This window comes from Pseudomonas sp. LBUM1655 (assembly GCF_059716085.1).
Genome location: NZ_CP166801.1, coordinates 4,672,056 through 4,691,472, shown reverse-complemented (window position 1 = coordinate 4,691,472; position 19,417 = coordinate 4,672,056). Strand labels below are relative to the sequence as shown.

General features: G+C 55.9%; 21 protein-coding genes and 3 pseudogenes. 11 read left to right on the top strand and 13 right to left on the bottom strand.

Annotated features, from left to right (window positions below; all coding sequences use genetic code 11):
• Positions 1 to 99: 99 nt before the first annotated feature.
• The gene (locus ACA074_RS20970; RefSeq protein WP_401268041.1) at positions 100 to 1,227 is read right to left on the bottom strand and encodes a glycerophosphodiester phosphodiesterase; all 1,128 of its coding nucleotides are present in this window, start codon (positions 1,225 to 1,227) and stop codon (positions 100 to 102) included.
• A 223-nt stretch (positions 1,228 to 1,450) separates the two neighbouring features.
• Here ACA074_RS20970 and ACA074_RS20965 point away from each other — a divergent pair, with 223 nt between their 5' ends.
• The gene (locus ACA074_RS20965; RefSeq protein ID WP_497677724.1) at positions 1,451 to 1,777 is read left to right on the top strand and encodes a DUF2025 family protein; all 327 of its coding nucleotides are present in this window, start codon (positions 1,451 to 1,453) and stop codon (positions 1,775 to 1,777) included.
• A gap of 125 nt (positions 1,778 to 1,902) precedes the next feature.
• Here the strand turns inward: ACA074_RS20965 and ACA074_RS20960 are convergent, their stop codons facing one another.
• Entirely contained in the window at positions 1,903 to 2,208 is a 306-nt protein-coding gene (locus ACA074_RS20960; protein WP_497677723.1) for an antibiotic biosynthesis monooxygenase family protein, read from the bottom strand.
• Positions 2,208 to 2,906 carry a CTP synthase C-terminal region-related (seleno)protein gene (locus tag ACA074_RS20955; protein WP_497615170.1) on the bottom strand — a complete coding sequence of 233 codons (699 nt, stop codon included), beginning with the start codon at positions 2,904 to 2,906 and terminating at the stop codon, positions 2,208 to 2,210. Before ACA074_RS20955 ends, ACA074_RS20960 begins: the two co-directional genes overlap by 1 nt.
• A 140-nt stretch (positions 2,907 to 3,046) precedes the next feature.
• Here ACA074_RS20955 and ACA074_RS20950 point away from each other — a divergent pair, with 140 nt between their 5' ends.
• A complete protein-coding gene (locus ACA074_RS20950) occupies positions 3,047 to 3,988 on the top strand; it encodes a LysR family transcriptional regulator (protein ID WP_497677722.1) in 942 nt (313 codons plus the stop codon).
• Here the strand turns inward: ACA074_RS20950 and ACA074_RS20945 are convergent, their stop codons facing one another.
• The 4 genes and pseudogenes from ACA074_RS20945 to ACA074_RS20930 form a co-directional block, all read right to left on the bottom strand.
• On the bottom strand, positions 3,989 to 4,519 hold the full coding sequence (locus ACA074_RS20945) for a DUF1003 domain-containing protein (RefSeq protein ID WP_401268053.1): 531 nt from the start codon (positions 4,517 to 4,519) through the stop codon (positions 3,989 to 3,991). It abuts the gene before it with no gap.
• A 149-nt stretch (positions 4,520 to 4,668) separates the two neighbouring features.
• A pseudogene (locus ACA074_RS20940) lies at positions 4,669 to 5,106 on the bottom strand (methyl-accepting chemotaxis protein); the annotation flags it as partial.
• Between the two features lie 114 nt (positions 5,107 to 5,220).
• Positions 5,221 to 5,898: pseudogene (locus ACA074_RS20935) on the bottom strand (PAS domain-containing protein); the annotation flags it as partial.
• A 410-nt stretch (positions 5,899 to 6,308) separates the two neighbouring features.
• The gene (locus tag ACA074_RS20930) at positions 6,309 to 6,917 is read right to left on the bottom strand and encodes a TetR/AcrR family transcriptional regulator (protein WP_489878929.1); all 609 of its coding nucleotides are present in this window, start codon (positions 6,915 to 6,917) and stop codon (positions 6,309 to 6,311) included.
• A 215-nt stretch (positions 6,918 to 7,132) separates the two neighbouring features.
• Between ACA074_RS20930 and ACA074_RS20925 the strand changes: the two genes are divergently transcribed.
• A complete protein-coding gene (locus tag ACA074_RS20925; protein WP_497615169.1) occupies positions 7,133 to 8,188 on the top strand; it encodes an MBL fold metallo-hydrolase in 1,056 nt (351 codons plus the stop codon).
• 11 nt (positions 8,189 to 8,199) lie between these two features.
• Here the strand turns inward: ACA074_RS20925 and ACA074_RS20920 are convergent, their stop codons facing one another.
• From ACA074_RS20920 to ACA074_RS20905, 4 genes are all read right to left on the bottom strand, one after another.
• A complete protein-coding gene (locus tag ACA074_RS20920; RefSeq protein ID WP_187679304.1) occupies positions 8,200 to 8,520 on the bottom strand; it encodes a helix-turn-helix domain-containing protein in 321 nt (106 codons plus the stop codon).
• Positions 8,507 to 8,875 (bottom strand): type II toxin-antitoxin system RelE/ParE family toxin, encoded by a 369-nt coding sequence (locus ACA074_RS20915; protein ID WP_187679303.1) that lies wholly within the window; start codon positions 8,873 to 8,875, stop codon positions 8,507 to 8,509. The genes ACA074_RS20920 and ACA074_RS20915 overlap by 14 nt, the downstream gene beginning before the upstream one ends.
• Positions 8,876 to 8,917: 42 nt before the next feature.
• A complete protein-coding gene (locus tag ACA074_RS20910; protein ID WP_187679302.1) occupies positions 8,918 to 9,235 on the bottom strand; it encodes a helix-turn-helix domain-containing protein in 318 nt (105 codons plus the stop codon).
• Between the two features lie 93 nt (positions 9,236 to 9,328).
• Entirely contained in the window at positions 9,329 to 10,096 is a 768-nt protein-coding gene (locus ACA074_RS20905; RefSeq protein WP_497677721.1) for an AraC family transcriptional regulator, read from the bottom strand.
• Between the two features lie 112 nt (positions 10,097 to 10,208).
• On the opposite strand from ACA074_RS20905, the gene ACA074_RS20900 reads away from it, so the two are divergent.
• Complete coding sequence (locus ACA074_RS20900) at positions 10,209 to 11,024, top strand: sulfite exporter TauE/SafE family protein (protein WP_497677720.1); 816 nt, start codon at positions 10,209 to 10,211, stop codon at positions 11,022 to 11,024.
• Positions 11,025 to 11,124: 100 nt separating this feature from the next.
• Positions 11,125 to 12,315, top strand: coding sequence for a hypothetical protein (locus ACA074_RS20895; protein WP_497677719.1), 1,191 nt, complete (start codon positions 11,125 to 11,127; stop codon positions 12,313 to 12,315).
• 3 nt (positions 12,316 to 12,318) lie between these two features.
• Here the strand turns inward: ACA074_RS20895 and ACA074_RS20890 are convergent, their stop codons facing one another.
• Both ACA074_RS20890 and ACA074_RS20885 read right to left on the bottom strand, forming a co-directional pair.
• Positions 12,319 to 13,308 (bottom strand): hypothetical protein, encoded by a 990-nt coding sequence (locus ACA074_RS20890; RefSeq protein WP_497677718.1) that lies wholly within the window; start codon positions 13,306 to 13,308, stop codon positions 12,319 to 12,321.
• Positions 13,309 to 13,342: 34 nt separating this feature from the next.
• Positions 13,343 to 13,597 (bottom strand): hypothetical protein, encoded by a 255-nt coding sequence (locus ACA074_RS20885; protein WP_497677717.1) that lies wholly within the window; start codon positions 13,595 to 13,597, stop codon positions 13,343 to 13,345.
• A gap of 174 nt (positions 13,598 to 13,771) precedes the next feature.
• Between ACA074_RS20885 and ACA074_RS20880 the strand changes: the two genes are divergently transcribed.
• The 6 genes and pseudogenes from ACA074_RS20880 (at position 13,772) to ACA074_RS20855 (ending at position 19,096) form a co-directional block, all read left to right on the top strand.
• Positions 13,772 to 14,934, top strand: a protein-coding gene (locus ACA074_RS20880) for an IS3 family transposase (protein WP_497677316.1) whose coding sequence is annotated in 2 segments (ribosomal slippage) — positions 13,772 to 14,027 and positions 14,027 to 14,934 — 1,164 coding nt in all. Because the reading frame shifts where the segments join, the coding sequence is not laid out codon by codon here.
• Positions 14,927 to 15,160, top strand: a complete 234-nt coding sequence (locus tag ACA074_RS20875) for a hypothetical protein (protein WP_497677716.1) — start codon at positions 14,927 to 14,929, stop codon at positions 15,158 to 15,160. The genes ACA074_RS20880 and ACA074_RS20875 overlap by 8 nt, the downstream gene beginning before the upstream one ends.
• A 440-nt stretch (positions 15,161 to 15,600) precedes the next feature.
• Positions 15,601 to 16,578, top strand: a complete 978-nt coding sequence (locus tag ACA074_RS20870; protein WP_497677715.1) for a sensor domain-containing diguanylate cyclase — start codon at positions 15,601 to 15,603, stop codon at positions 16,576 to 16,578.
• Positions 16,548 to 16,738 (top strand): annotated as a pseudogene (locus tag ACA074_RS20865) (IS3-like element ISPsy37 family transposase); the annotation flags it as partial. The gene ACA074_RS20870 and the pseudogene ACA074_RS20865, both read left to right, overlap by 31 nt.
• Positions 16,739 to 17,256: 518 nt before the next feature.
• Entirely contained in the window at positions 17,257 to 17,991 is a 735-nt protein-coding gene (locus ACA074_RS20860; protein WP_497677714.1) for an adhesion domain-containing protein, read from the top strand.
• An 829-nt stretch (positions 17,992 to 18,820) separates the two neighbouring features.
• Positions 18,821 to 19,096, top strand: coding sequence for a hypothetical protein (locus ACA074_RS20855; protein ID WP_497677713.1), 276 nt, complete (start codon positions 18,821 to 18,823; stop codon positions 19,094 to 19,096).
• The last annotated feature ends 321 nt before the right edge of the window (positions 19,097 to 19,417 follow it).

Genomic DNA, 19,417 nt, shown 5'->3' with positions numbered 1-19,417 from the left:
TTAACCACCGCAACTTAATTCACCCTTAAAACCCCACATCGTGTGCAGGGCTCCTGTAGGAGTGAGCCTGCTCGCGATGCGGACAACCCGGTTTACCGATCAGAACCCGTTGTTCTTCAACACCTGATCAACGCTGGCAGCGGCCGGGCGTTTATAGAACTTCAACAGTTCGCTGGCGCGGTTGGTGAAGATACCGTCGACACCAGCAGCCATTACTTTTTCGAAGTCCACCGGCTCATCGACGGTATAGACGTGCACCAGCATGCCTTGGTCGTGGGTGTACTTGTTCATCCACGGTTGCACCAGATCGGAATAGCTCTGATCGCCACCCTTGGTCAGCTTCGCCGAAGGGCCGGTACCGATGGCGCCCTGAGCCTTGGCGTAATCGACCCACTGTTTGAACTCAGCTTCGGACTTCGGCTCCTGCTTGCCGTAGAAAGCGTTCTTGTCCTTCTCGCCCGACTCGGCAAACGTCACTTTGGATTTCGGCTCGATGCTGCCTTCGCCGACCCACAACAGCAGAATCTTCGGCACTTGCGGCATTTCCTTTTGCAGCAGTTCGAGGCTGTTCTTCTCGAAGGTCTGCAAAATCACCTTGCCTTTGCCCTGACCGACGCCCAGTGGGCTTTTCGCCAGTTTAGAACCCGCCGGGCTCAGCCAGCCGCGATCCTGCAGTTTGTCTTTCAGGTCTTTCTCGATCCCCGGAAACAGTTGCGGCTCCTTGGTTTCGATGTACAGGCCCGGCTTGTGCTGCGGGTTGGCCTGGGCGATGTCGATGATTTCATCCAGCGTCAGAATTTTCAGGCCCGCGTAGGAAGGGCGCGCGCGATCCGGGTAAGCCTTGTTGTACCAACTGCCGGCGTCGAGGGTTTTCAGTTCGGCCATGGTGAAAGCCGTGGCCGGGCTGTCCTTGCGCTCCGGGAACTTGGTGGCGACGTCGGTGGTGCGTTGCAGGTTGTTGTCGTGCAGGGCGAACAGCACGCCATCCTTGCTGCGTTGCAGGTCCATTTCCAGGTAATCGGCGCCCAGATCGCGGGCCAGTTTGTAGGCCGCAGCGGTGGATTCCGGTGCATCGAAGGACGCGCCACGGTGGGCGATTACCGCCGGGTGCGGGATGCCATGCGTCGCAGCCACGGCGTCGGGCGTTGTCTGGCTTGCGGCATGCGCCTGACCGAAACCGAGCAACAGGCTCAGCATGAGGGCGCTTTTGGTGAAAGTGGCGGGCATGTTCGAATTCCTTTCGCAGGGCATTTTCAAAGACGTACCTTTTAACAACTGAATCGATTGCGTGCTATCGCGAGACCGACATAAACGTATTAAAAGCGATTTTTCCTGCACTTTTGTGGCGCTGTTTGCAGTACGCTTGCCCACGGCAGACGTCCCGGCAGAGGACGCGCCCACTGTTGCGCCCTGCGTGTAAACCATCGATCAACATTTCGTGAGGTTTACCATGCGCATCACCTCCCAACTCATCTGCCAGGCCGCCGACGACCTCAAGGGCTTTGTCGGCCTCAACCGCAAGACCGGTCAATACATCGTGCGTTTCAGCGAAGATTCCTTCGGCATGGACGTGGCGGATGACGGCATCATTCCCTCCAGCGAATTCGTCTGGGCCCGGGTTTCAGACACGACCATGACGTTGAAGCGCGAGTTGATTCAGTTGCTGCTGGATCAGAACATCGATGACCGGATCAACATCACCGAGCCGTTGCGGGTGTATATGCACAAGCAGGACGTGCCGGAGATTGTGGCGGTGCGCAGTCTGGTGCGCGGCTGAAATTTGCAGTGACCCTATTGCCGCCATCGCCAGCAGGCTGGCTCCCACATTGGATCTGTGGCGCTCACACATCCCCTGTGGGAGCCAGCCTGCTGGCGATGAGGCCAGTGAGTGCGCCGCCGCACTCACTGCCCAAACCGATACTCGCGCTCAACCTTGCACACCCGCGTTTGAAACGCCGAATACCAGATCGACCGCCCACGCTGCTGAATCACCTTATGTTCGGTATGCTCCCGCCACGCCAGAATCGCCGCCTCACTTTCCCAATAAGAAACAGTGATGCCGATGCCGTCCGCCCCGCGAATCGAGTCAATGCCCAGAAAACCCGGTTGTTTGGCAACCAGTTCCATCATGCGCTCAGCCGCCTCGGCATAGCCGTTGTCACCCTCGGTTCGAGTCGACGTAAAAATCACCGCAAAGCACAAAGTCATCAACGTGCCTCCGCACAAGCTTCGACAAACGCGCGCACCAGCGGTGGCATCTGCCCTATGAGCGCCGCACGTTCCGGTTGAAACAACGTGGCGACAAAAAACCGATGATCCCTGAGTTCGATTGCCCTCAAGTCGCCCGCTGAGTCATGACCCACCGCCTGTAGCCGATGTTTGAAAAGCTCCCGTTCGAACTGCGGATTCACACCGTAGCGGCAGCGATAGCCTTCACGAATTTCAGACGTTTCGTACGCCTTGGCGATCAACGAACCCGGCACCAGATCAATGCTGTCCACGGTTTCCACCAGCGAACAGGTGAGCGGGGTGAGCACGGCTCTTTCGGATTCGGGCGAAGTCTCGCCATGTTCAGCATCAGCCCAGCCCAACACATTGCGGGAAAATTCCAGCACCGCATGCTGAAAACCGCCACAGGTGCCGAGGAAGGGGCGCTGTTGCTCGCGGGCAAAACGGATCGCTCGCAATGCGCCGGCTTCACTTTTGTAAGGGCTGGCCGGCACGCACCAGAAGCCATCGAAGTGATCCAGCGAAGTGTCAGCGAGGATTTGATCGGTGGGTAGCCATTGGTATTGCACATCGCGGCCGGTCTGCTCGGCGATCATGCCGAGCGCAACAGGGATCGCCTGGTGGGCGGTGACTTGCGGGTCGTAGTCGCCGATCAGGGCGATGGAAATGGCGTCCATGGATTTCCTTTATTTGAAAGCAGTGATCAATCTTTGTGGTGAGGGAATTTATCCCCGATGGGGCGCGAAGCGGCCCTCAAACAAGGCCTGCTGCGCAGTCCATCGGGGATAAATCCCCTCGCCACAGTAAATGTGTGCAGTTGTCGATCACTGGAGCTCACTATAGATTGGCGTTCACGCACTCAATATTGGCGTTTCTCCAAGTGATCAATGCACCGACGCACTATCGGCTCGACTACCTGGATCTGGCGCTGATTCTCGCTTTGGTACGTGGCGGCTCTCTGGCCCGGGCTTCACAGCTGTTGAAGGTCGATGTCTCGACGGTGTTCCGTGCCGTGCGACGCCTTGAGGCTGCGCTCGGCCAGCAACTGTTCGAAAAAAGCCGCGCCGGTTATTTGCCAACGTCGCTTGCGCAGACACTGGCCGAGCAGGCCGAACGCGCCGAGCAGGCACTGGACGCCGCGCGGATCGGCGTGGAGCAGGGCGGTGAAGTCGTCAGCGGCACGGTGCGGCTGACCTGCACCGACTCGGTGTTGCAGGGCTTGCTGCTGCCGGCGCTGGCGCAGTTCATGCCCAACTATCCGGCGCTGACCATCGAATTAAGCACTTCCAACGATTTCGCCAACCTCAGCCGCCGCGATGCTGACATTGCCCTGCGCCTGACACGCACACCGCCGGAGCATCTGGTCGGACGGCAATTGGCGAAGATTTCCTACCGCGTCTGCGCCAGTGCGCGCTACTTGCAGAACGTGGATGCGTCGGATCTGGCCGCACTGACCTGGATCGCCCCGGACGATTTCCTGCCCGATCACCCGACCATCGCTTGGCGCCGCCAGCACCTGCCCGGTGTGACCCCGGGTTATCGCTGCAACAGCATGCTTTCGGTCACGGAACTGGTGCGCGCCGGCCTTGGCGTGGCGGCGTTGCCGGACTTTTTGATCAACGATGGCTTGCAGGCGTTAAGCGAGCCGCTGCACGGCTACGATACGGCGCTGTGGTTGCTGACCCGTCCGGATTGCCGGGCATTGCGTTCGGTGGTCACGTTGTTCGATGAACTCGGGCGGGCGCTGCGTTTGCCGTGATCAGCGCTGTGGGTTCTGGCACACGTGCGCGTGCAACTCGCTGGTCAGGCCTTCGATGCGTTCGGTCAGGCTTTTGGTCATCTCGGTGAGGCGCGTGTTCTGTTCCAAAAGCTCAAGCAATTGCGCGGTGTTCTGCGCTGCCTGTGCCTGGCGTTCGGTGTTGGCTTGCGCCAGGGCTTCGCGGTGCAGGGCGTCGGCGTCGGCTTGTGCTTTGTCGCGCGCGGCCTGGCGGGTTTGTGCGAGCAGGATCAGTGGCGCGGCGTAGGCCGATTGCAGGCTGAACGCCAGGTTTAAGAGGATGAACGGGTAAACGTCGAACGTGGTCACGCCAAACGCGTTGAGACTGATCCACAACACCACGATCAGGGTTTGCGCGCCAAGAAAGGTTGGCGTGCCGAAGAACCGCGCAAAGGCTTCGGCGCGCAGGGCGAAGGTGTCGTTGCCGAAGGTTGTGTTCAGGTGGGCGTGGGGGCGGTGGAAGCGCAGGTGATCGACGGGGGGCGCGGATGGTCCGGGTTTTTCGTTGTTCATGGTGTGCTCGGCAGGGCTTGGGACTGAAGGCCACTATAGTCCTGCATTGCCGCTGACACCGCCTTCGCGAGCAGGCTCGCTCCTACATTGAAATACAATCCACTGTGGGAGCGAGCCTGCTCGCGATGGCCGCGACTCGGTTTCCAGCCTCAGCCAGGCGCCCGCTCATTGGCAAACATACTCACCGCCTGCACCGCCTCACTGGCGCCATCACGAATCTGCAGGATTACCGTGCCGGCCTGATCCGCCAGTTCCACGCCCTGTGCCGCGCGATCGCGGGTGCCGTCCATGCTCTTGATCGCCTGGCGAGTTTCGGTCTGGATCAACCCGATCATGTTGGAAATCTCCGCTGTCGAGCCGCTGGTGCGTGCCGCCAACTGCCGTACTTCATCGGCCACCACGGCAAAACCGCGGCCCTGTTCACCGGCGCGGGCGGCTTCGATCGCCGCGTTGAGCGCCAGCAAGTTGGTTTGATCGGCGATCCCACGGATGGTGTTGACGATGGCCGTGATCTGCTCGGAGCGCTCACCCAGTTGTGCGATCAGTGTCGAAGACTCGGCAATGTCCTGGGCAATTTCACGCATCTCACTGGCCGCTTGCTGAATGACCTGAGTGCCTTGTTCGGCGACTTTCCGCGTCTCGACCGAAATGTGATAGGCGGCGCTGGCACTGCGCGCGTCTTGCGCGTGTTGTTCGACCCGGGCGGTGACGTCGGAAGCGAATTTCACCACTTTGCACAGACGTCCGGAAGCGTCGTAAACCGGGTTGTAATTGGCCTCCAGCCAAACAGTCTTCCCGCGCTTGTCGACGCGTTCGAACTGGCCTTGAAAGAACTCACCCTGATTCAGCCGTCGCCAGAAATCCTGATAGGTGCTGCTGTTGACCAATTCTGCGGTGCAGAACAAACGGTGATGTTTACCTTTGAGTTCGGCCAGTGAGTAACCCATGCGCGTCAGAAAATTCTGGTTGGCGGTGATTACGCTGCCGTCGAGGTTGAATTCAATCACCGCCATCGCCCGGTCGATGGCTTCCAACTTGGCGTTGACCTCGCTTTCCTGCTGCACCTTGGTCGTCACGTCCATGGCGTACTTGACCACTTTCACCACCCGTCCGGAGGCATCCTTGATCGGGTTGTAGCTGGCTTCGAGCCAGACTGGCTGGCCTTTGCTGTCGACCCGTTCAAACGTCCCTGACTGAAACTCCCCGTTTTTCAGGCGCGACCACAACTCGCTGTACCGAGCGCTGCGACCAAACTCAGGGGTGCAGAACAACCGATGGGGCTGGCCGATCGCTTGTTCGGCGCGGTAACCCATGGTTTTGAGGAAGTTGTCGTTCGCACTTAAAACCACACCGTCGAGATCGAATTCAATCACCGCCATGGAGCGGTTGATGGCATCGAGCAGGCCACCTTGTTGAGTGAGGGTGTGTTGAAGGTTATCGAGGGCGGCTTTGTGGCGATTAAAGAACATGTCGCAGTACCTGGAAGTAGGGAAAGACTGGGGTTGTGTCCCTGTTTCCGCGGGGGCAGGCCAAGCCGATGGATGTATGCATTGACCTCAAAGTGCCAGCATCCAGGCTGACGGCTGAATCTTATACAGACTTATTGGTTCTGTACAAGAAACTGCTGTTTCGAAATTGTACGAAAGTGCTCATATGCCCAGCGCCAGATTCATCCTGAAATACTTTGCCGTATTTTTTTCGGACGGATCTTGCGTCGGACATTGTCATTTATTCCAACGGAATCGCTGCCGGGGCATTCAATCGAAGGAGCGCGCAGGAGAGTGGCGATTCAGAGCTGATAACGCGCCAGAAACATCTCCAGTGCCGAGTCGGCCACGGTGTTTTGCGTCGCGGTGTCGAGCGGTGGCTGACCCATGGAAATCTGCGGCCAGAAACCGAACGACTTCAGCAGGCCCTGCACCTGTTGCGCGGCGAAAACCGCGTCCACCGCTTTTATCCGACCATCAGCCTGAGCGGCACGAATCCAAACGGTCAGGCCTTCTTCCCGCTCGCCCATGCGCGCGACCATGTTCTGCGCACGCTCCGGTGAGTGGATGGTCGCGGCAATCGCCACGCGCGCCAGGCTGAGGAAGTTGTCATCGGCCATCAGTTGCAGTTTGGCCAACAACATCTGTCGCAACTGATCAGATAACGGCTGATCAGGGCTGTACGCGACCGACTGCTCGGCGCTGATCCGCGCCCATAACTGGTTGAGAATTTCGGCGAACAGCTCTTCTTTGCTAGGGAAATGGTTGTACACGGTGCGCTTGGACACACCGGCGGTGGCCGCGATTTTGTCCATGCTCGTGATCTCGAAACCGTTGGCACGGAATTCGGCAATCGCCGCTTGAATAATGGCTTCGCGTTTACGGTCAGTGAGGCGCTGTGGAGCTGTCATAAGTACGCTTCGGCAGGAAGAGGGTGAAATTACACTTGGCAGTTTACTTGTCATCTCGTTTGATGCAACCTAGAAACTACACCGATGAGTGTAATGTTGCGTTAATCCTCGCAACCTAAAAAACAGACAGTTCGGCTAATGCGTGCGTGCCTTGGCCATTTATCGTCCCACCGTGGAAAACCGTAAATTGCGCGGTTTTCTGGAGTCATTCAGTCATGGCCAATCCAGTTTCTGTTACGGACAACACCTCCACGCCTGAAGCCTCTCGACAGGATCAAGGCCTGTTCCGCAATCATGCGCCAGTTCAACGCGAAGGCGTGCGCAAAATGCTGCGCATCATGTGGAACATGATCTTCCACAAACCGCGCAACACCCGGCCGGCCGCAGCGATCCCGGTACAACCGCTGACCCGCAAAGACCTGATGGCAGCGCCTGACCACAGCGTCTGGCGCCTCGGTCACTCGACCCTGTTGCTGAAGATGCAGGACAAGTTCTGGATCACCGACCCGGTGTTCGCCGAACGCGCCTCGCCAGTGCAATGGGCTGGCCCTAAACGCTTCCACCAGCCGCCGATCAGCCTCGACCAGTTGCCGCCGATCGAAGCGGTGATCCTGTCCCACAACCACTACGACCACCTCGATTACGAGGCCGTGCTGCGGCTGGCGGTCAAAACCAATCTGTTCCTGACCCCGCTGGGCGTCGGCGATACCTTGATCAAATGGGGCATCGACGCCAGCAAGGTTCGCCAGTTCGACTGGTGGGAAGGCACGGAAATCGCCGGCATCCGCTTCATCGCCACGCCGTCGCAACACTTCTCCGGTCGTGGCCTGTTCGACAGCAACAGCACCCTGTGGGCGTCATGGGTAATGATCGACGGCGACACCCGCATCTTCTTCAGCGGCGACAGTGGCTACTTCGACGGTTTCAAACGCATCGGCGAACAGTACGGCCCCTTCGACCTGACCCTGATGGAAACCGGCGCCTACAACGTCGAATGGCCGCACGTGCACATGCAACCCGAACAAACCCTGCAAGCCCACCTCGACCTTAAGGGCCGCTGGCTGTTTCCGATACATAACGGCACTTTTGATCTGGCGATGCATGCTTGGCATGAACCGTTTGACCGGATACTGGCGCTGGCCTGGGAGCGCAGTGTTTCGATTACTACGCCACAGATGGGTGAGGCGTTCAACATCGCTCAGCCGCAACGTGGGAATGCGTGGTGGTTGGGAGTTGAAGGGGAGAGTGAGGGGGTGGTTCAGAACGCTTAACGAGTTTTAGGTTAAGCAAACACCACTTCAATTCGGCCCTCTTTCCGTGATCGGGGGGCCGATTTCACTACGATTTGCACGTCTCGCCCAAGATGTGAAAGACATTCCATCATTTTGGCTTCACTGATCCCTCGAAATTTCCCGCGCAGCATTTCGGAAAGTTTTGGCTGGGATAATCCAAGAATTTCAGACGCCTGAATCTGAGTAAGATGGCGAGCTTTGATGATCTCGCCGATCTTTGCCGCGAGCTGCGACTTAACCTGCATTTCACTGGCATTGGGCAGTTCGAGGTCTTGGTAGACGTTCCCGATACCTTCTTCAATTTCTATCATGTTGTGATCCTTTCGCGTGATCCTGAGCGGCTCGAAGTCTGTTTCGGATCAGATCAATGTCGGACTGAGCCGTTTTGATTCCAGCAGTCGACTTCTTCTGAAAGCAGTGCAATACATAAATGGCACTGCCGAAACGAACCGTATAAATGGCACGGTAGGTGTTGGTGTCGAAGTCTTCGATCAGCTCCAGTACACCTGCGCCTCCAAACCCTTTCAGGGGTTTTGCATCTGGGTGCTTCAAGCCACTTTGAGCCAAGTCCAGTGCATAACCAAAAACATCCTGTACGTCTGTGGGCATCTGCTTGAGATCTTTCTTGCTACTGCAGACCCAAAAGAGTGGCTTCCTTGCACTCATGCGAAAATATACCTATTTAGGGATAAAGATCAACTTGCCTTTTCAATCAGCCATGGCGTAGTCCCCATGCCCCACAGACTCCGATGCTGAGTTCGTAACACTCACTGATCGCCCCGGCGCAAACCCCGGAAAGAACACCAACCCCCGTGACTCAAACCGATACGCCAGCGCCAGACGCGCCGCATCCGCCACCTCTTGCTGCGCCTCGAACCGTTGAATGTCGGCTACCGAAACTTCAGCTTCCCGCGACAGCTGTTCCACGCTCCAGCCCAGCATCGCTCGGGCCTGGACGCAGTGGGTCGGGGTGAACTGGAAAAGGGCAATGCGTTCGAGGATGTGGTTCATCGCAAGAGAGGCCATGGTGTGCTCCGGGCTCAAGAGTGCTGACTGAAAATGTACTGTGTTTTTGTACAGTTGTTTTCGGCCGGGATCAAACGCATTTTTTGATTTGCCCTAATTCGCCGCCTCCAACCAGACGGACGGTGCCTGACCGAGGGTGCGCCGGAACATCGTCGAGAACGCTGCCGGGCTCTCGTAACCGAAATCCAGGGCAATCCGCGTCACTGCTTCACCCGCCGCCAGCCGCGCCAGTGCAAGCACCACGCAAGCCTGCTGGCGCCACTGGCTGAAGCTCAATCCGGTTTGCTGCCGAAACATTCTGTTGAATGTACGCAAGCTTATGTGTAACTGGTCAGCCCAGTGCTGTGGCGACTGGTGGGCGTTCGGCTGATGCAGAAAGGTCTGACACAACGCGAGGAGCTTTCCGTCAGACGGCAACGGAATGTGCAGCGGCAGCGGGGCACTGCGCACAACTTCATGCAGCAACAGATCGACCAGCGCGCCGTCGCGGCCGCTCAGGTCATAGTCCAATGGCACCTCCACCGCTTCCATCAGCAAGTGCCGCATCAACGGCGAGACATTGATCACTTGGCAGCGCTCACCCAAATCCACCGCGCCCGGCTCGATGTACACACTGCGAGTGCTTACGCCCAGCATCAACACCTCATGCGCCACACCCGGCGGAATCCACACCGCGCGCTGTGGCGGCACCACCCAATTGCCGTCATGGGTGCTGACCTGCATCACCCCGGTCACGCCGTACAACAATTGCGCGCGCCGATGTGTATGAAACGGCAACAGGTGACCGTGGGAATAATCCGTACCGATCGCCACCACGGGTCGTGGTGTGTCATCCAGCAGATTGATCGAAACATTGCGCATTGAGCGGCACCGAGTGGTTGGCGTAAACGCAAACATTATTGGCTGACTTGCTGAAGCAGGCCAAGCCAAGTTTCACTATCGTCGACCGCTCCACCCGAACGGACGACGCCTCATGTTCTATCTCCTCCTGACCCTTTTCGGCTGCCTCACCGGCATAACAGCCGTGCTCTTCGGCTTCGGCGGCGGCTTCGTCGTCGTGCCATTGCTCTATCGCATGCTCACCGCCAGCCACGGCGCCGACGACCCCATCAGCCAATCGGCCATGCACATCGCCGTCGCCACCTCGACCTGCGTGATGATCGTCAACGCCCTGATCGCCACCGACAAACATCGCCGCGCCGGAAATCTCGTCCGTCATTATCTGTGGCCGCTCGGCGGCTTCATCGGTTTGGGAGCAATCGTCGGTGCAATCGCGGCGGTGTGGGTCAGTGGCGAAGTCATCCGCTACGCCTTCATCACCTACCTCGGGGTGACCATCATCGACTGCCTGCTACGGCGCGGATTTATCACGCAATCGGCCACTGTCATCCCACGCCGACTGGGCAGGGCGGAAACATCCGCCGGCGGTGTAGGCATCGGCGCCATCGCGACGTTTCTCGGCGTAGGAGGAAGCGTCATGACCGTGCCGCTCCTGCGCCGTTGCGGGTTGAGCATGTCGCAGGCGACCTCCATGGCTAACCCACTCAGCGTGCCGGTTGCATTGGCGGGAACGCTGACCTACATGGCGCTGGCCGGGTTCAGCGAGACAGATCTGGGCGCATGGTTTGTCGGCTATGTGGACCTGCTGGCGTTTGCGGTGCTGACGGTTGGGTCACTGATAGGGATTCGAATTGCTTCGCCGTGGATTGGGCGGATACCGGATCGGGTGCATGCTTGGGTGTACATCGGGTTGTTGGTCATCGTTCTGCTGGGAATGGCTATCAAGTAGTGTCTCGATTCCTACAGGCAACACCGCCATAATCCACTCCCGAATTTACCGGCGCCGATCTCACTTCGGCGCTGCCAACGCCTCTTTCAAGGACTGATCCATGCTCAAGGGACTGTTGCGCCTGGCGCCTTACGCCGCTGCGCTGTTCACACTGATTTCCACCGCCCACGCCGAAGATGGCCGGCAGGTTTTCACCGGTACTTTGGGCAAAACCCCAATCGTGGTGGAGTTGAACACCGAACAGCCGGGCGAAGTGACCGGCCGTTACTTCTACGAAAAATACCATCGCGACCTGCCCCTCAGTGGCGCGTTGCAGGGCAACACACTGACCCTGACCGAAGGCAACAATCGCTACGGCGACGACAAACCGCTGCCGACCTTGAAACTGCAAGAGACAGGTAATGGCTGGCAGGGCGAGTGGCAAAGTCCGAAGGGTAAAAAACTGCAGGTGAACCTGACCGAGGCCAAACTTCCGGCGCTGCCTGCCAATGCCGTGCCCGTCATTGCCTCACTGCCCAATGGCGAGGCGTATGAATACTTGCGCCTGCAAGGGCTGAAGCTCAAACCCACCAAGAAAGAAAACTTCATGGGTTACACCCTGCAATGGTGGACCGAGCCTGAAACGAAGATCTCGCTGTTCAGCGTGGAATCCGGCCTGTCGAAAGATGATCAACAGCGGGTTAACCAGCAACTACTGGGCAGACTCTGGCTTGAAGTCATCAGCTATCACGGCTGCCAACTTCAGGGCGGAGAAAACGTCGAGTTCATGCAACAGGCAGAACCGAAAATGATCTCGCCAGCCGTGGTCAGCCTGAACATCTCGACCAGCTATTACTGCGGCGGCGCGCATCCGGACTTCGGTGATTCCCCGCTCAACATTGACGTTAAAACCGGCCACCCGTTGTCGCTCGAAGATGTGCTGTGGGTCGGTGAGGGCAAGCCGCTTCTGCATGCCGAGCGCGACAGCCTGGGTGACAAACCTCTGAGCAAGGCCGAAAGTGACGCGCGTTATCAGTATGAAAGCAAAGAGTTGGTGCCGTGGCTGATCAAGCAACTCACCGCCCTGTACCCCACAGAAATGAAGAAACCGACGCAAGAAGACGACTGCGACTTCACGGATGAAAGCATCTGGGGTTCTTCGCCGTGGTACTTCACCGAGAAAGGCTTGTACCTGGGTGCCTACTTCGCTCGCGTACAACGCTCTTGCGACAGACCAGACTGGTCGGTCTTGCCGTACTCGCTAGTTAAACAACACCCCGGCGCCGTCAACCTGCAACTGCCCCAAGGCTAACCGTCACGCCAAACCCGGCGCTTCACGAATGATGAAGTGATCCAGGTTCTCGATATCGGCATTGAAGACCTCGAAAGGTTTTTCGGGGTTCTTCTTGCCCGGCACCTGCTTCAACTCCGGCGTCACGCCGTAGAAGAAACAGAACAACTCTTTGTCGCTATCCACCGCCTGCTTGATCTCTTCCAGAAACGCCTTACGCTTGCGGTAGTTGTCGATCAGCTTCTTGTTCAGATAGACGCTCACCGGATAAGGCTTCTTCTTGCTGTCTTCAGGCTTCTTCCACCAGACCCTGTCCTCGAAGTCGATACGAAAGCTGACCCCCCCGTGAAAGTCTTCGATCTTCTTGATCCGCCCCCAGTAAATCAGCCCCTTGTTGTCCATCAAGTATTCAACCTTCTTGAAGAACGAACTGTACGGCGCCGTATGCTCGCCGATCTTCAACGGCATGCGCTTGAGCAAATCCTTGTCGGCGAAGTTCGACACAAAACACTCCACCGGATGCGCAAACACACTGGTCTTGTCCGGCGCCGTCTCACGACTCACTGACTCTTTACCACTCACCGCCGCCACCCGCACCGGATCATCGCGCAACACATCCGCCGCCACCGCAGGCGCGGCAGGCTTACGCACATACTCACGCCGCGTCAGCAACAACTCCGACGGAAAATGCTCCTCCCGCCCGTCATCCCCCTCGCCATCCGCCGCCTCACCGCCAGAAGCCGACGCCTTCAAACTCACATACGGACACCCCGCCACATGCTGCGTACCCGGCAGATTCTTGAAGTGCGGCGTGCGCACGTAATTCACATTCTTGGCGTTGAACGTGCCTAACTCGTTCGACGCATCGAACGAAGCACGACAGGCATCGTTGGGGCACTGGAACTGTTCCTTGGCGGAATCGAACGCCACCGTCTCATCGAAATTGAGATCGCGAACGTCATAGATCGACAACTTGTCGTCGAGGCCGAGGCAATAGGCGAGATCGAATTTCATGGTGGGGCTCGGATCCTTGAGTGGGGGAGGGGTATTAATAGCGGGAGGCGGCGCGGGTTGCACTGATTGTTTTCAGGATGATGCGGAATCTGTGGGAGCCAGCCTGCTGGCGATTGGTGGGATCAACCAAATCTCGAATCCAGACACCCACCCAGCAGCAACACATCTCAATTGTGGTGAGGGGATTTATCCCCGATGGGCAGCGAAGCTGCCCCAAATCCAGCAAACGCGAATTTTTAGCGTTGTAGGTTACTTGTTTGGCGACCGCATTTAACGGCGTCAGAACCATCGGTTACACATTGCAGCTGAGCTGAAATTTATAAGCAGGGTTATAAATTTCCTTCCAATAGTTTTTCCAAGGCTCCAAGCTGTCCGTGCGAGAGATCGTATCCCTCCCATTGTAGTGGTCTAATGAAACCGGACACCCATTTAGGCGAGAATGCTCGCCAGATCGAGGTGTCAGATGACTAAACAACGCCGCTCCTTTACTCCTGAATTCAAGCGCGAGGCTGCTGACCTTGTGCTCAAACAAAACTACAGCTACATCGAAGCCAGCCGTTCGCTCGGCATTGGTGAGTCGGCATTGCGCCGCTGGGTTGACCAGATTCAGAAAGAACATAAAGGCGTCACTCCGCAGAGCAAGGCACTGACTCCGGAACAGCAAAAAATTCAGGAGCTGGAAGCCCGGATTGCTCGGCTTGAGCGAGAGAAATCAATACTAAAAAAGGCTACCGCGCTCTTGATGTCGGAAGATCACGAGCGTTCGCGCTGATTGACCAGTTGAGGGCACATGAGCCGGTTGATTGGCTGTGCAAGGTGTTTGACGTCACTCGCTCGTGTTACTACGCCCAGCGCCTGCGGCGCCGCACGCCGGATGTCGAACGGCTTCGATTGCGTAGTCGCGTAAGTGAGCTGTTCTCGCAAAGTCGCAGCTCTGCGGGCAGTCGCAGCATCCTGTCACTGATGCGTGAAGACGGTGAGCAACTCGGTCGATTCAAAGTGCGTAGCTTGATGCGCGAGCTTGATTTAGTCAGCAAACAACCCGGCTCCCATGCCTACAAACGAGCAACAGTAGAAAGACTGGATATCCCGAACACATTGAATCGCGAGTTCGACGTGCCTGCGCCCAATCAAGTCTGGTGCGGCGATATCACCTACATTTGGGCACAAGGAAAGTGGCATTACCTGGCTGTCGTCCTGGATCTTTGTACGCGTCGGATCGTGGGCTGGGCGCTGTCGGAAAAGCCAGACGCTGAGTTGGTGATCAAAGCGCTGGATATGGCTTACGAGCAGCGTGGCAGGCCTTCGGATCTGCTATTCCACTCGGACCAGGGATCGCAATATGCAAGCCGACTCTTTCGCCAGCGGTTGTGGCGATACCGCATGCGTCAGAGCATGAGTCGACGAGGAAACTGCTGGGATAACGCACCGATGGAGCGCGTATTTCGTAGCTTGAAAACAGAATGGATACCGACCGTGGGCTATCGAACTGCGCAGGAAGCACAGCGCGATATCAGCCACTTTTTGATGCATCGCTACAACTGGATTCGGCCTCACCAGTTCAACGAGGGGTTGGCACCAGCGCGGGCCGAGGAAGAACTTAACGTCGTGTCCGGGATTGGTTGACCACTACAAACTACTCAAAAGTCTTGAAGCATTAGATGGAAAGATCGAGCGTTCTCTTAGCCAGGTACCACAAACTATAGAGGGGGCGCTGACAAGATTGGCAAGCGCCACAGCAGATGGTGTTGCCACAAGGCTTAGCGAAAAATTTGTCGGTGCGAACAAAGCAGCAAGCGATGCCACCCGTCTCTTCAAAGCAGCGAGTCATACGCTTTTGCGAAAAGACTGAATTGCCTTGACGGTCTCGCAGTTGGTGTTCGCAATGTTTTTAGCCGCAACCGCTTACTTTTACATCCCCAGCAAAGAGGAGATTGTCAGCAGGCGGTACGAGCTTGCCGAGCTTCAGCGCTCTATCGAAATTATCAAGAAGGGGAAGAGGTGAGAGGTGAGCGAAGACGTTTTTATACCCTATGAATCTGCCTCCTTCCTTTCATGTGTATCGAAATTAGTGAGTTTATTTCATGAAGATAATTTCGCTAATTTCGATACATATGACCTTTTAAAGCTCCCACAGGCCCAGGTACAAGAAGCGTTCAGGACAGGTTTCTACCATCAGACGCGGAACCAATTCATAGCCGGCCAATCGGCCCGAAAGATCCACCTCGCCGTTGACGCCACTTCTGCCAAACAAGTCTATGCTCAGAGAAAGCTCTGCCATTGGAGTGTGTGATGTTAGTACCTGGTGAACCTGCTAACGAAGATGATCGAGTAAAGGTGTTGCAAGACCTCCATGTTCTGGACACGGCACCGGAAGAGCGTTTTGATCGCCTGACGCGCTTGGCTAAGCGTCTGTTTGATGTTCCCATTGCACTCGTGTCTCTGGTGGACAAGCATCGTCAGTGGTTCAAGTCTTGCGTTGGACTCAGCGTAACTGAAACGTCGCGCGAAGTTTCGTTCTGCGGACATGCAATCTTGAAGAATGAAATGCTTCTGGTGGCAGACGCGCGCAAGGATGAACGCTTTTTGGATAATCCACTGGTAACGGGGGAACCGTATATCCGTTTCTATGCCGGTTACCCTTTGACTGTTCCCGATGGCCAAAAGATGGGCACCTTGTGCCTAATCGATTTCAAACCTCGCCATTTCGATGCTGAAGATTACGCGCTACTGCGCGATCTGGCCGGCATGGCCGAACAAGAACTGGTTGCCGTTCAGATGGCAAGCATCGACGAGCTGACATGGCTATCTAATCGACGTGGTTTCATGACCCTGGCCCAGCATGCATTAGCCGCGTGCCAGCGACACGCAAGGTCGGCCACCCTGCTGTTTTTTGATCTCAACGATTTCAAGAAAATCAATGACCTGTACGGCCATGCTGAGGGAGATAACGCCCTCAAGACCTTTGCCGATGTGCTCCGCATCGCCTTTCGAGAATGCGATGTGGTGGGACGTCTGGGAGGCGACGAATTTGTCGCATTACTGACGGGCTCCAGTCAAGTCGAAACCTCGGCGATCATGGCGCGGTTTAAGGAGTTGTTGGAGGAGAGCAATGCCACCTTGCACCGTGGTTATGCAATCCGCTTCAGCGTCGGTCAGATAGAATATCATCGCGAGCTTCACACAAACGTGGAAGACCTGTTGGCGCACGCTGATCGCGCCATGTATGAGCATAAACAATCGCTCAGCGCCAGCCGCCACCAGTACTGATCGCCCACGCAGACCTTGGCAGCCAATACGCGAGCGCAAGTTGCAGAGCGTTGCTGGCGCGAAACGACGTGCAGCAGAGCATGAGCCGTAAAGGTAACAGTTGGGACAACGCGGTGATGGAGCGCTTCTTCCTAAGCTTGAAATGGAGCGAGTATGGCGACGTGATATGCCCCTGATTACGCAGTCTCCCTATTCGGATCAAAGGTACATCAATGAGGCAAATTTTTCGTTAGCGTCCGGCGAAGTCACCTCCAGAACTTCAATATTAAGGGCGATGCTGTCCGCTTAAAAATACATTTTGACGGAAATCCTTACAGCCATAGCTGCGTTTTTATTTGAACATAGGCAGCAGTCGATTCATGCCATCCGGTACGGCCAATGAAAAGCGCGCACTTCCAAGTAGCTGGCTTAACGGCCGGTGCGCAGAATCTGAGCGCCCCGAGATAGATAGTAACGGCTACAGTTTTGGACCGTTATTCAGTACATCCCTATCTCCACAAACGACAGTGATACCTTTCGTGGTGGCCTATGCTTTTTAGTGGTGGATGCTCAAGGCGTCAGTATTTGGCAGGCCCTTGTGCTGCTCCGTATGCGCGACGAAGCCATATTTGGGTGCCTGGCGCCTAGGGTGGGTTCAAAGATCTAGGGCAATTTAACTTCAAGGGAGCTCAAAGCATCATGAATAGGTTTCTACTTGCTCGCCTGGCCGTTTGGATGTTGTTCGCGACCCTGGCCAGCAGTGCTGGGGCGGTGGACGCTACCACGCCGACGGTCAAGGGCCACGCGCCGGTGATCAGCGATGTGGAAATTGAAAATATTACTCGTCCCGGTAAACAACCGAGGATACGTGATTCGCTTCGGGCCAAGTACACATTTAGGGATATTGATGGCGATTTAAACAATGGCACGACCCTGCAATGGAGGCGTGGTGGTAGCAATATTACTCAAGGTGCCCACACGGTGCTGGAAGCTGACCTCTATGAAAGCTTGACGGTAGTGGTAACGCCGAAAACCAACCTGGCGACTACCGATCCGTCCATTGGTTCGCCGGTGACCTCGCCAGCGATCACAGTGTTGCCGACAAGTGTGGGTAGGTTCTTGGCGCCTGATCGTCTGACGCGCTCGTGGTCGGCTGCCAATAGCTATTGCCAAGGGCTGGGTAACGGTGCGCGGCTAGCAACCAGGGATGAGCTGAGACAACTATTTCTCGATTCTACTAGCTCAACGTATAGCAATGAAATGTGTACGAAGTACGGTTGGCCGCTCTCCAATAGGTGCCGTGGCACTAGCAACAGTTATTGGTCCAGTACGCCCCTCTCAAAGGGCAAACACCATACGGTCGTTATGAACGAGGCCAGCGTAGACAGCAGCGCCAGTGGCGAAAACACCTTTCATGTGGCTTGCGTGCGGTGAGGGTTTTAGTTTTGAGTTTTTAAACTTGCTTTTGCTGTTTGGCGTATTAAGTAGGTGTCGAAATGCAGATTGGCGTGCGCTTAAGCGAGTCCGCTAACTGCCTGGCAGTTAGCGTTAAGATCTATTTGTGCGCTTTTACGAATCGAATGTGCTGATTAGCCCCTTGCCGCAGCCGAAAAAAAACGTCTCCCACTTCATTAGTGCACGCTAGTTTTTAGATTGACACCATCGCCTAGAATCAGGAATTCTTGCTATGGATACTGACTTCAAGCTTTAGAGTTGCACCTGCCAACATGTTTACCAAGGTATCAAAATAGAATTTATCAATCTTCCTTTTCAACGCCCAGGCATGTGGCAGCATTCAGCGAATCAGCGATTGAGCCCGCTATTGGCGAGTCAATTAAAGCCCATATTTGCGTTGGCCGAGCGGCTAAGTCCATCACTTATTTCATAGTAGACTGACACCGCCTATCGATTCGCGCTGGCGAGTAGAAGCGAAATTTTAGGCTAAGTATTATATGGGGATTTAAATACTTCACATATATTAATGCGAGGGCGCGTTTAATGTGAGAGTGCGATGAAGCATAACGAGATGTGATTACCCGGCGCAAAAATCAAAGCTACAATTAAATTTATTTTCATGAGATTGGTAGGTTTAAATGATGGTTTTCGTCAAGACTTCCTTTGCGACGCATATGGAACGTGAAGAACTCCCCCATTCAAACTGGTCGTCATCATCGACGTATCGTGCTTTCTACGTTTGGCTGGGTTGTTGGGGAATAATATGTGCCGGTATAAACTCCGCTATATCTTGAAAAAGGAAATTATAATGATCGAGAAGAGTGCTCTCGATAATGTGACGATGGTGCGTTGGCGAATTCAGCAGATGGAATGTGTGCGCAGTTATGCAGGCGCTCAGTACGAGTTTGGCTATATGCACGGCTGGATTGCAGCTATGAGCTGGGCAGGTTTAATTGAGGCGTCAGTAGCTGGCAAGTTGCGCGCCGAGCTTGATGACGCTTACGCACGTGCCTTGCGTCGTGTTGATGAATCGCTAATCTTGAAGCCAGGGAAATCCAACGGCGGCAACTACCGAACGCTGTGACAGTAGAAGCACAAACGCGGCCCGAAAATCGCGGAAGGCCGGCTGACTCCTGAATTGACGCGCTTTAACTAAGTAATAATGAGGATTTGATTATGGTGGTTGCCTTCTTGACTATTAACGTTTCTAAAACGCAAGCCGGTTATTTCGCCAGCGATTGTGGCGATACGGCATGCGCCAAAGCATGATTCGTCAGTGAAGTTGCTGGGACAGCTCAGCGATAGAGCGCGTGTTCCGAAGTGTGAAAGCTGAATTCATACCTACATTAGCCTACAGAGCTGTGCAGGGGGCAAAGCGTTACATCAACTTTTTTGATGCATTGCT

What these genes read in the sequence shown, in the direction of transcription:
- ACA074_RS20970 (WP_401268041.1), bottom strand. Translation starts at nt 1,227, where the DNA reads ATGCCCGCCACTTTCACCAAAAGCGCCCTCATGCTGAGCCTGTTGCTC.
- ACA074_RS20965 (WP_497677724.1), top strand. Translation starts at nt 1,451, where the DNA reads ATGCGCATCACCTCCCAACTCATCTGCCAGGCCGCCGACGACCTCAAG.
- ACA074_RS20960 (WP_497677723.1), bottom strand. Translation starts at nt 2,208, where the DNA reads ATGACTTTGTGCTTTGCGGTGATTTTTACGTCGACTCGAACCGAGGGT.
- ACA074_RS20955 (WP_497615170.1), bottom strand. Translation starts at nt 2,906, where the DNA reads ATGGACGCCATTTCCATCGCCCTGATCGGCGACTACGACCCGCAAGTC.
- ACA074_RS20945 (WP_401268053.1), bottom strand. Translation starts at nt 4,519, where the DNA reads ATGAACAACGAAAAACCCGGACCATCCGCGCCCCCCGTCGATCACCTG.
- ACA074_RS20930 (WP_489878929.1), bottom strand. Translation starts at nt 6,917, where the DNA reads ATGACAGCTCCACAGCGCCTCACTGACCGTAAACGCGAAGCCATTATT.
- ACA074_RS20925 (WP_497615169.1), top strand. Translation starts at nt 7,133, where the DNA reads ATGGCCAATCCAGTTTCTGTTACGGACAACACCTCCACGCCTGAAGCC.
- ACA074_RS20920 (WP_187679304.1), bottom strand. Translation starts at nt 8,520, where the DNA reads ATGATAGAAATTGAAGAAGGTATCGGGAACGTCTACCAAGACCTCGAA.
- ACA074_RS20915 (WP_187679303.1), bottom strand. Translation starts at nt 8,875, where the DNA reads ATGAGTGCAAGGAAGCCACTCTTTTGGGTCTGCAGTAGCAAGAAAGAT.
- ACA074_RS20910 (WP_187679302.1), bottom strand. Translation starts at nt 9,235, where the DNA reads ATGGCCTCTCTTGCGATGAACCACATCCTCGAACGCATTGCCCTTTTC.
- ACA074_RS20905 (WP_497677721.1), bottom strand. Translation starts at nt 10,096, where the DNA reads ATGCGCAATGTTTCGATCAATCTGCTGGATGACACACCACGACCCGTG.
- ACA074_RS20900 (WP_497677720.1), top strand. Translation starts at nt 10,209, where the DNA reads ATGTTCTATCTCCTCCTGACCCTTTTCGGCTGCCTCACCGGCATAACA.
- ACA074_RS20895 (WP_497677719.1), top strand. Translation starts at nt 11,125, where the DNA reads ATGCTCAAGGGACTGTTGCGCCTGGCGCCTTACGCCGCTGCGCTGTTC.
- ACA074_RS20890 (WP_497677718.1), bottom strand. Translation starts at nt 13,308, where the DNA reads ATGAAATTCGATCTCGCCTATTGCCTCGGCCTCGACGACAAGTTGTCG.
- ACA074_RS20885 (WP_497677717.1), bottom strand. Translation starts at nt 13,597, where the DNA reads ATGGTTCTGACGCCGTTAAATGCGGTCGCCAAACAAGTAACCTACAAC.
- ACA074_RS20870 (WP_497677715.1), top strand. Translation starts at nt 15,601, where the DNA reads ATGTTAGTACCTGGTGAACCTGCTAACGAAGATGATCGAGTAAAGGTG.
- ACA074_RS20860 (WP_497677714.1), top strand. Translation starts at nt 17,257, where the DNA reads ATGAATAGGTTTCTACTTGCTCGCCTGGCCGTTTGGATGTTGTTCGCG.
- ACA074_RS20855 (WP_497677713.1), top strand. Translation starts at nt 18,821, where the DNA reads ATGATCGAGAAGAGTGCTCTCGATAATGTGACGATGGTGCGTTGGCGA.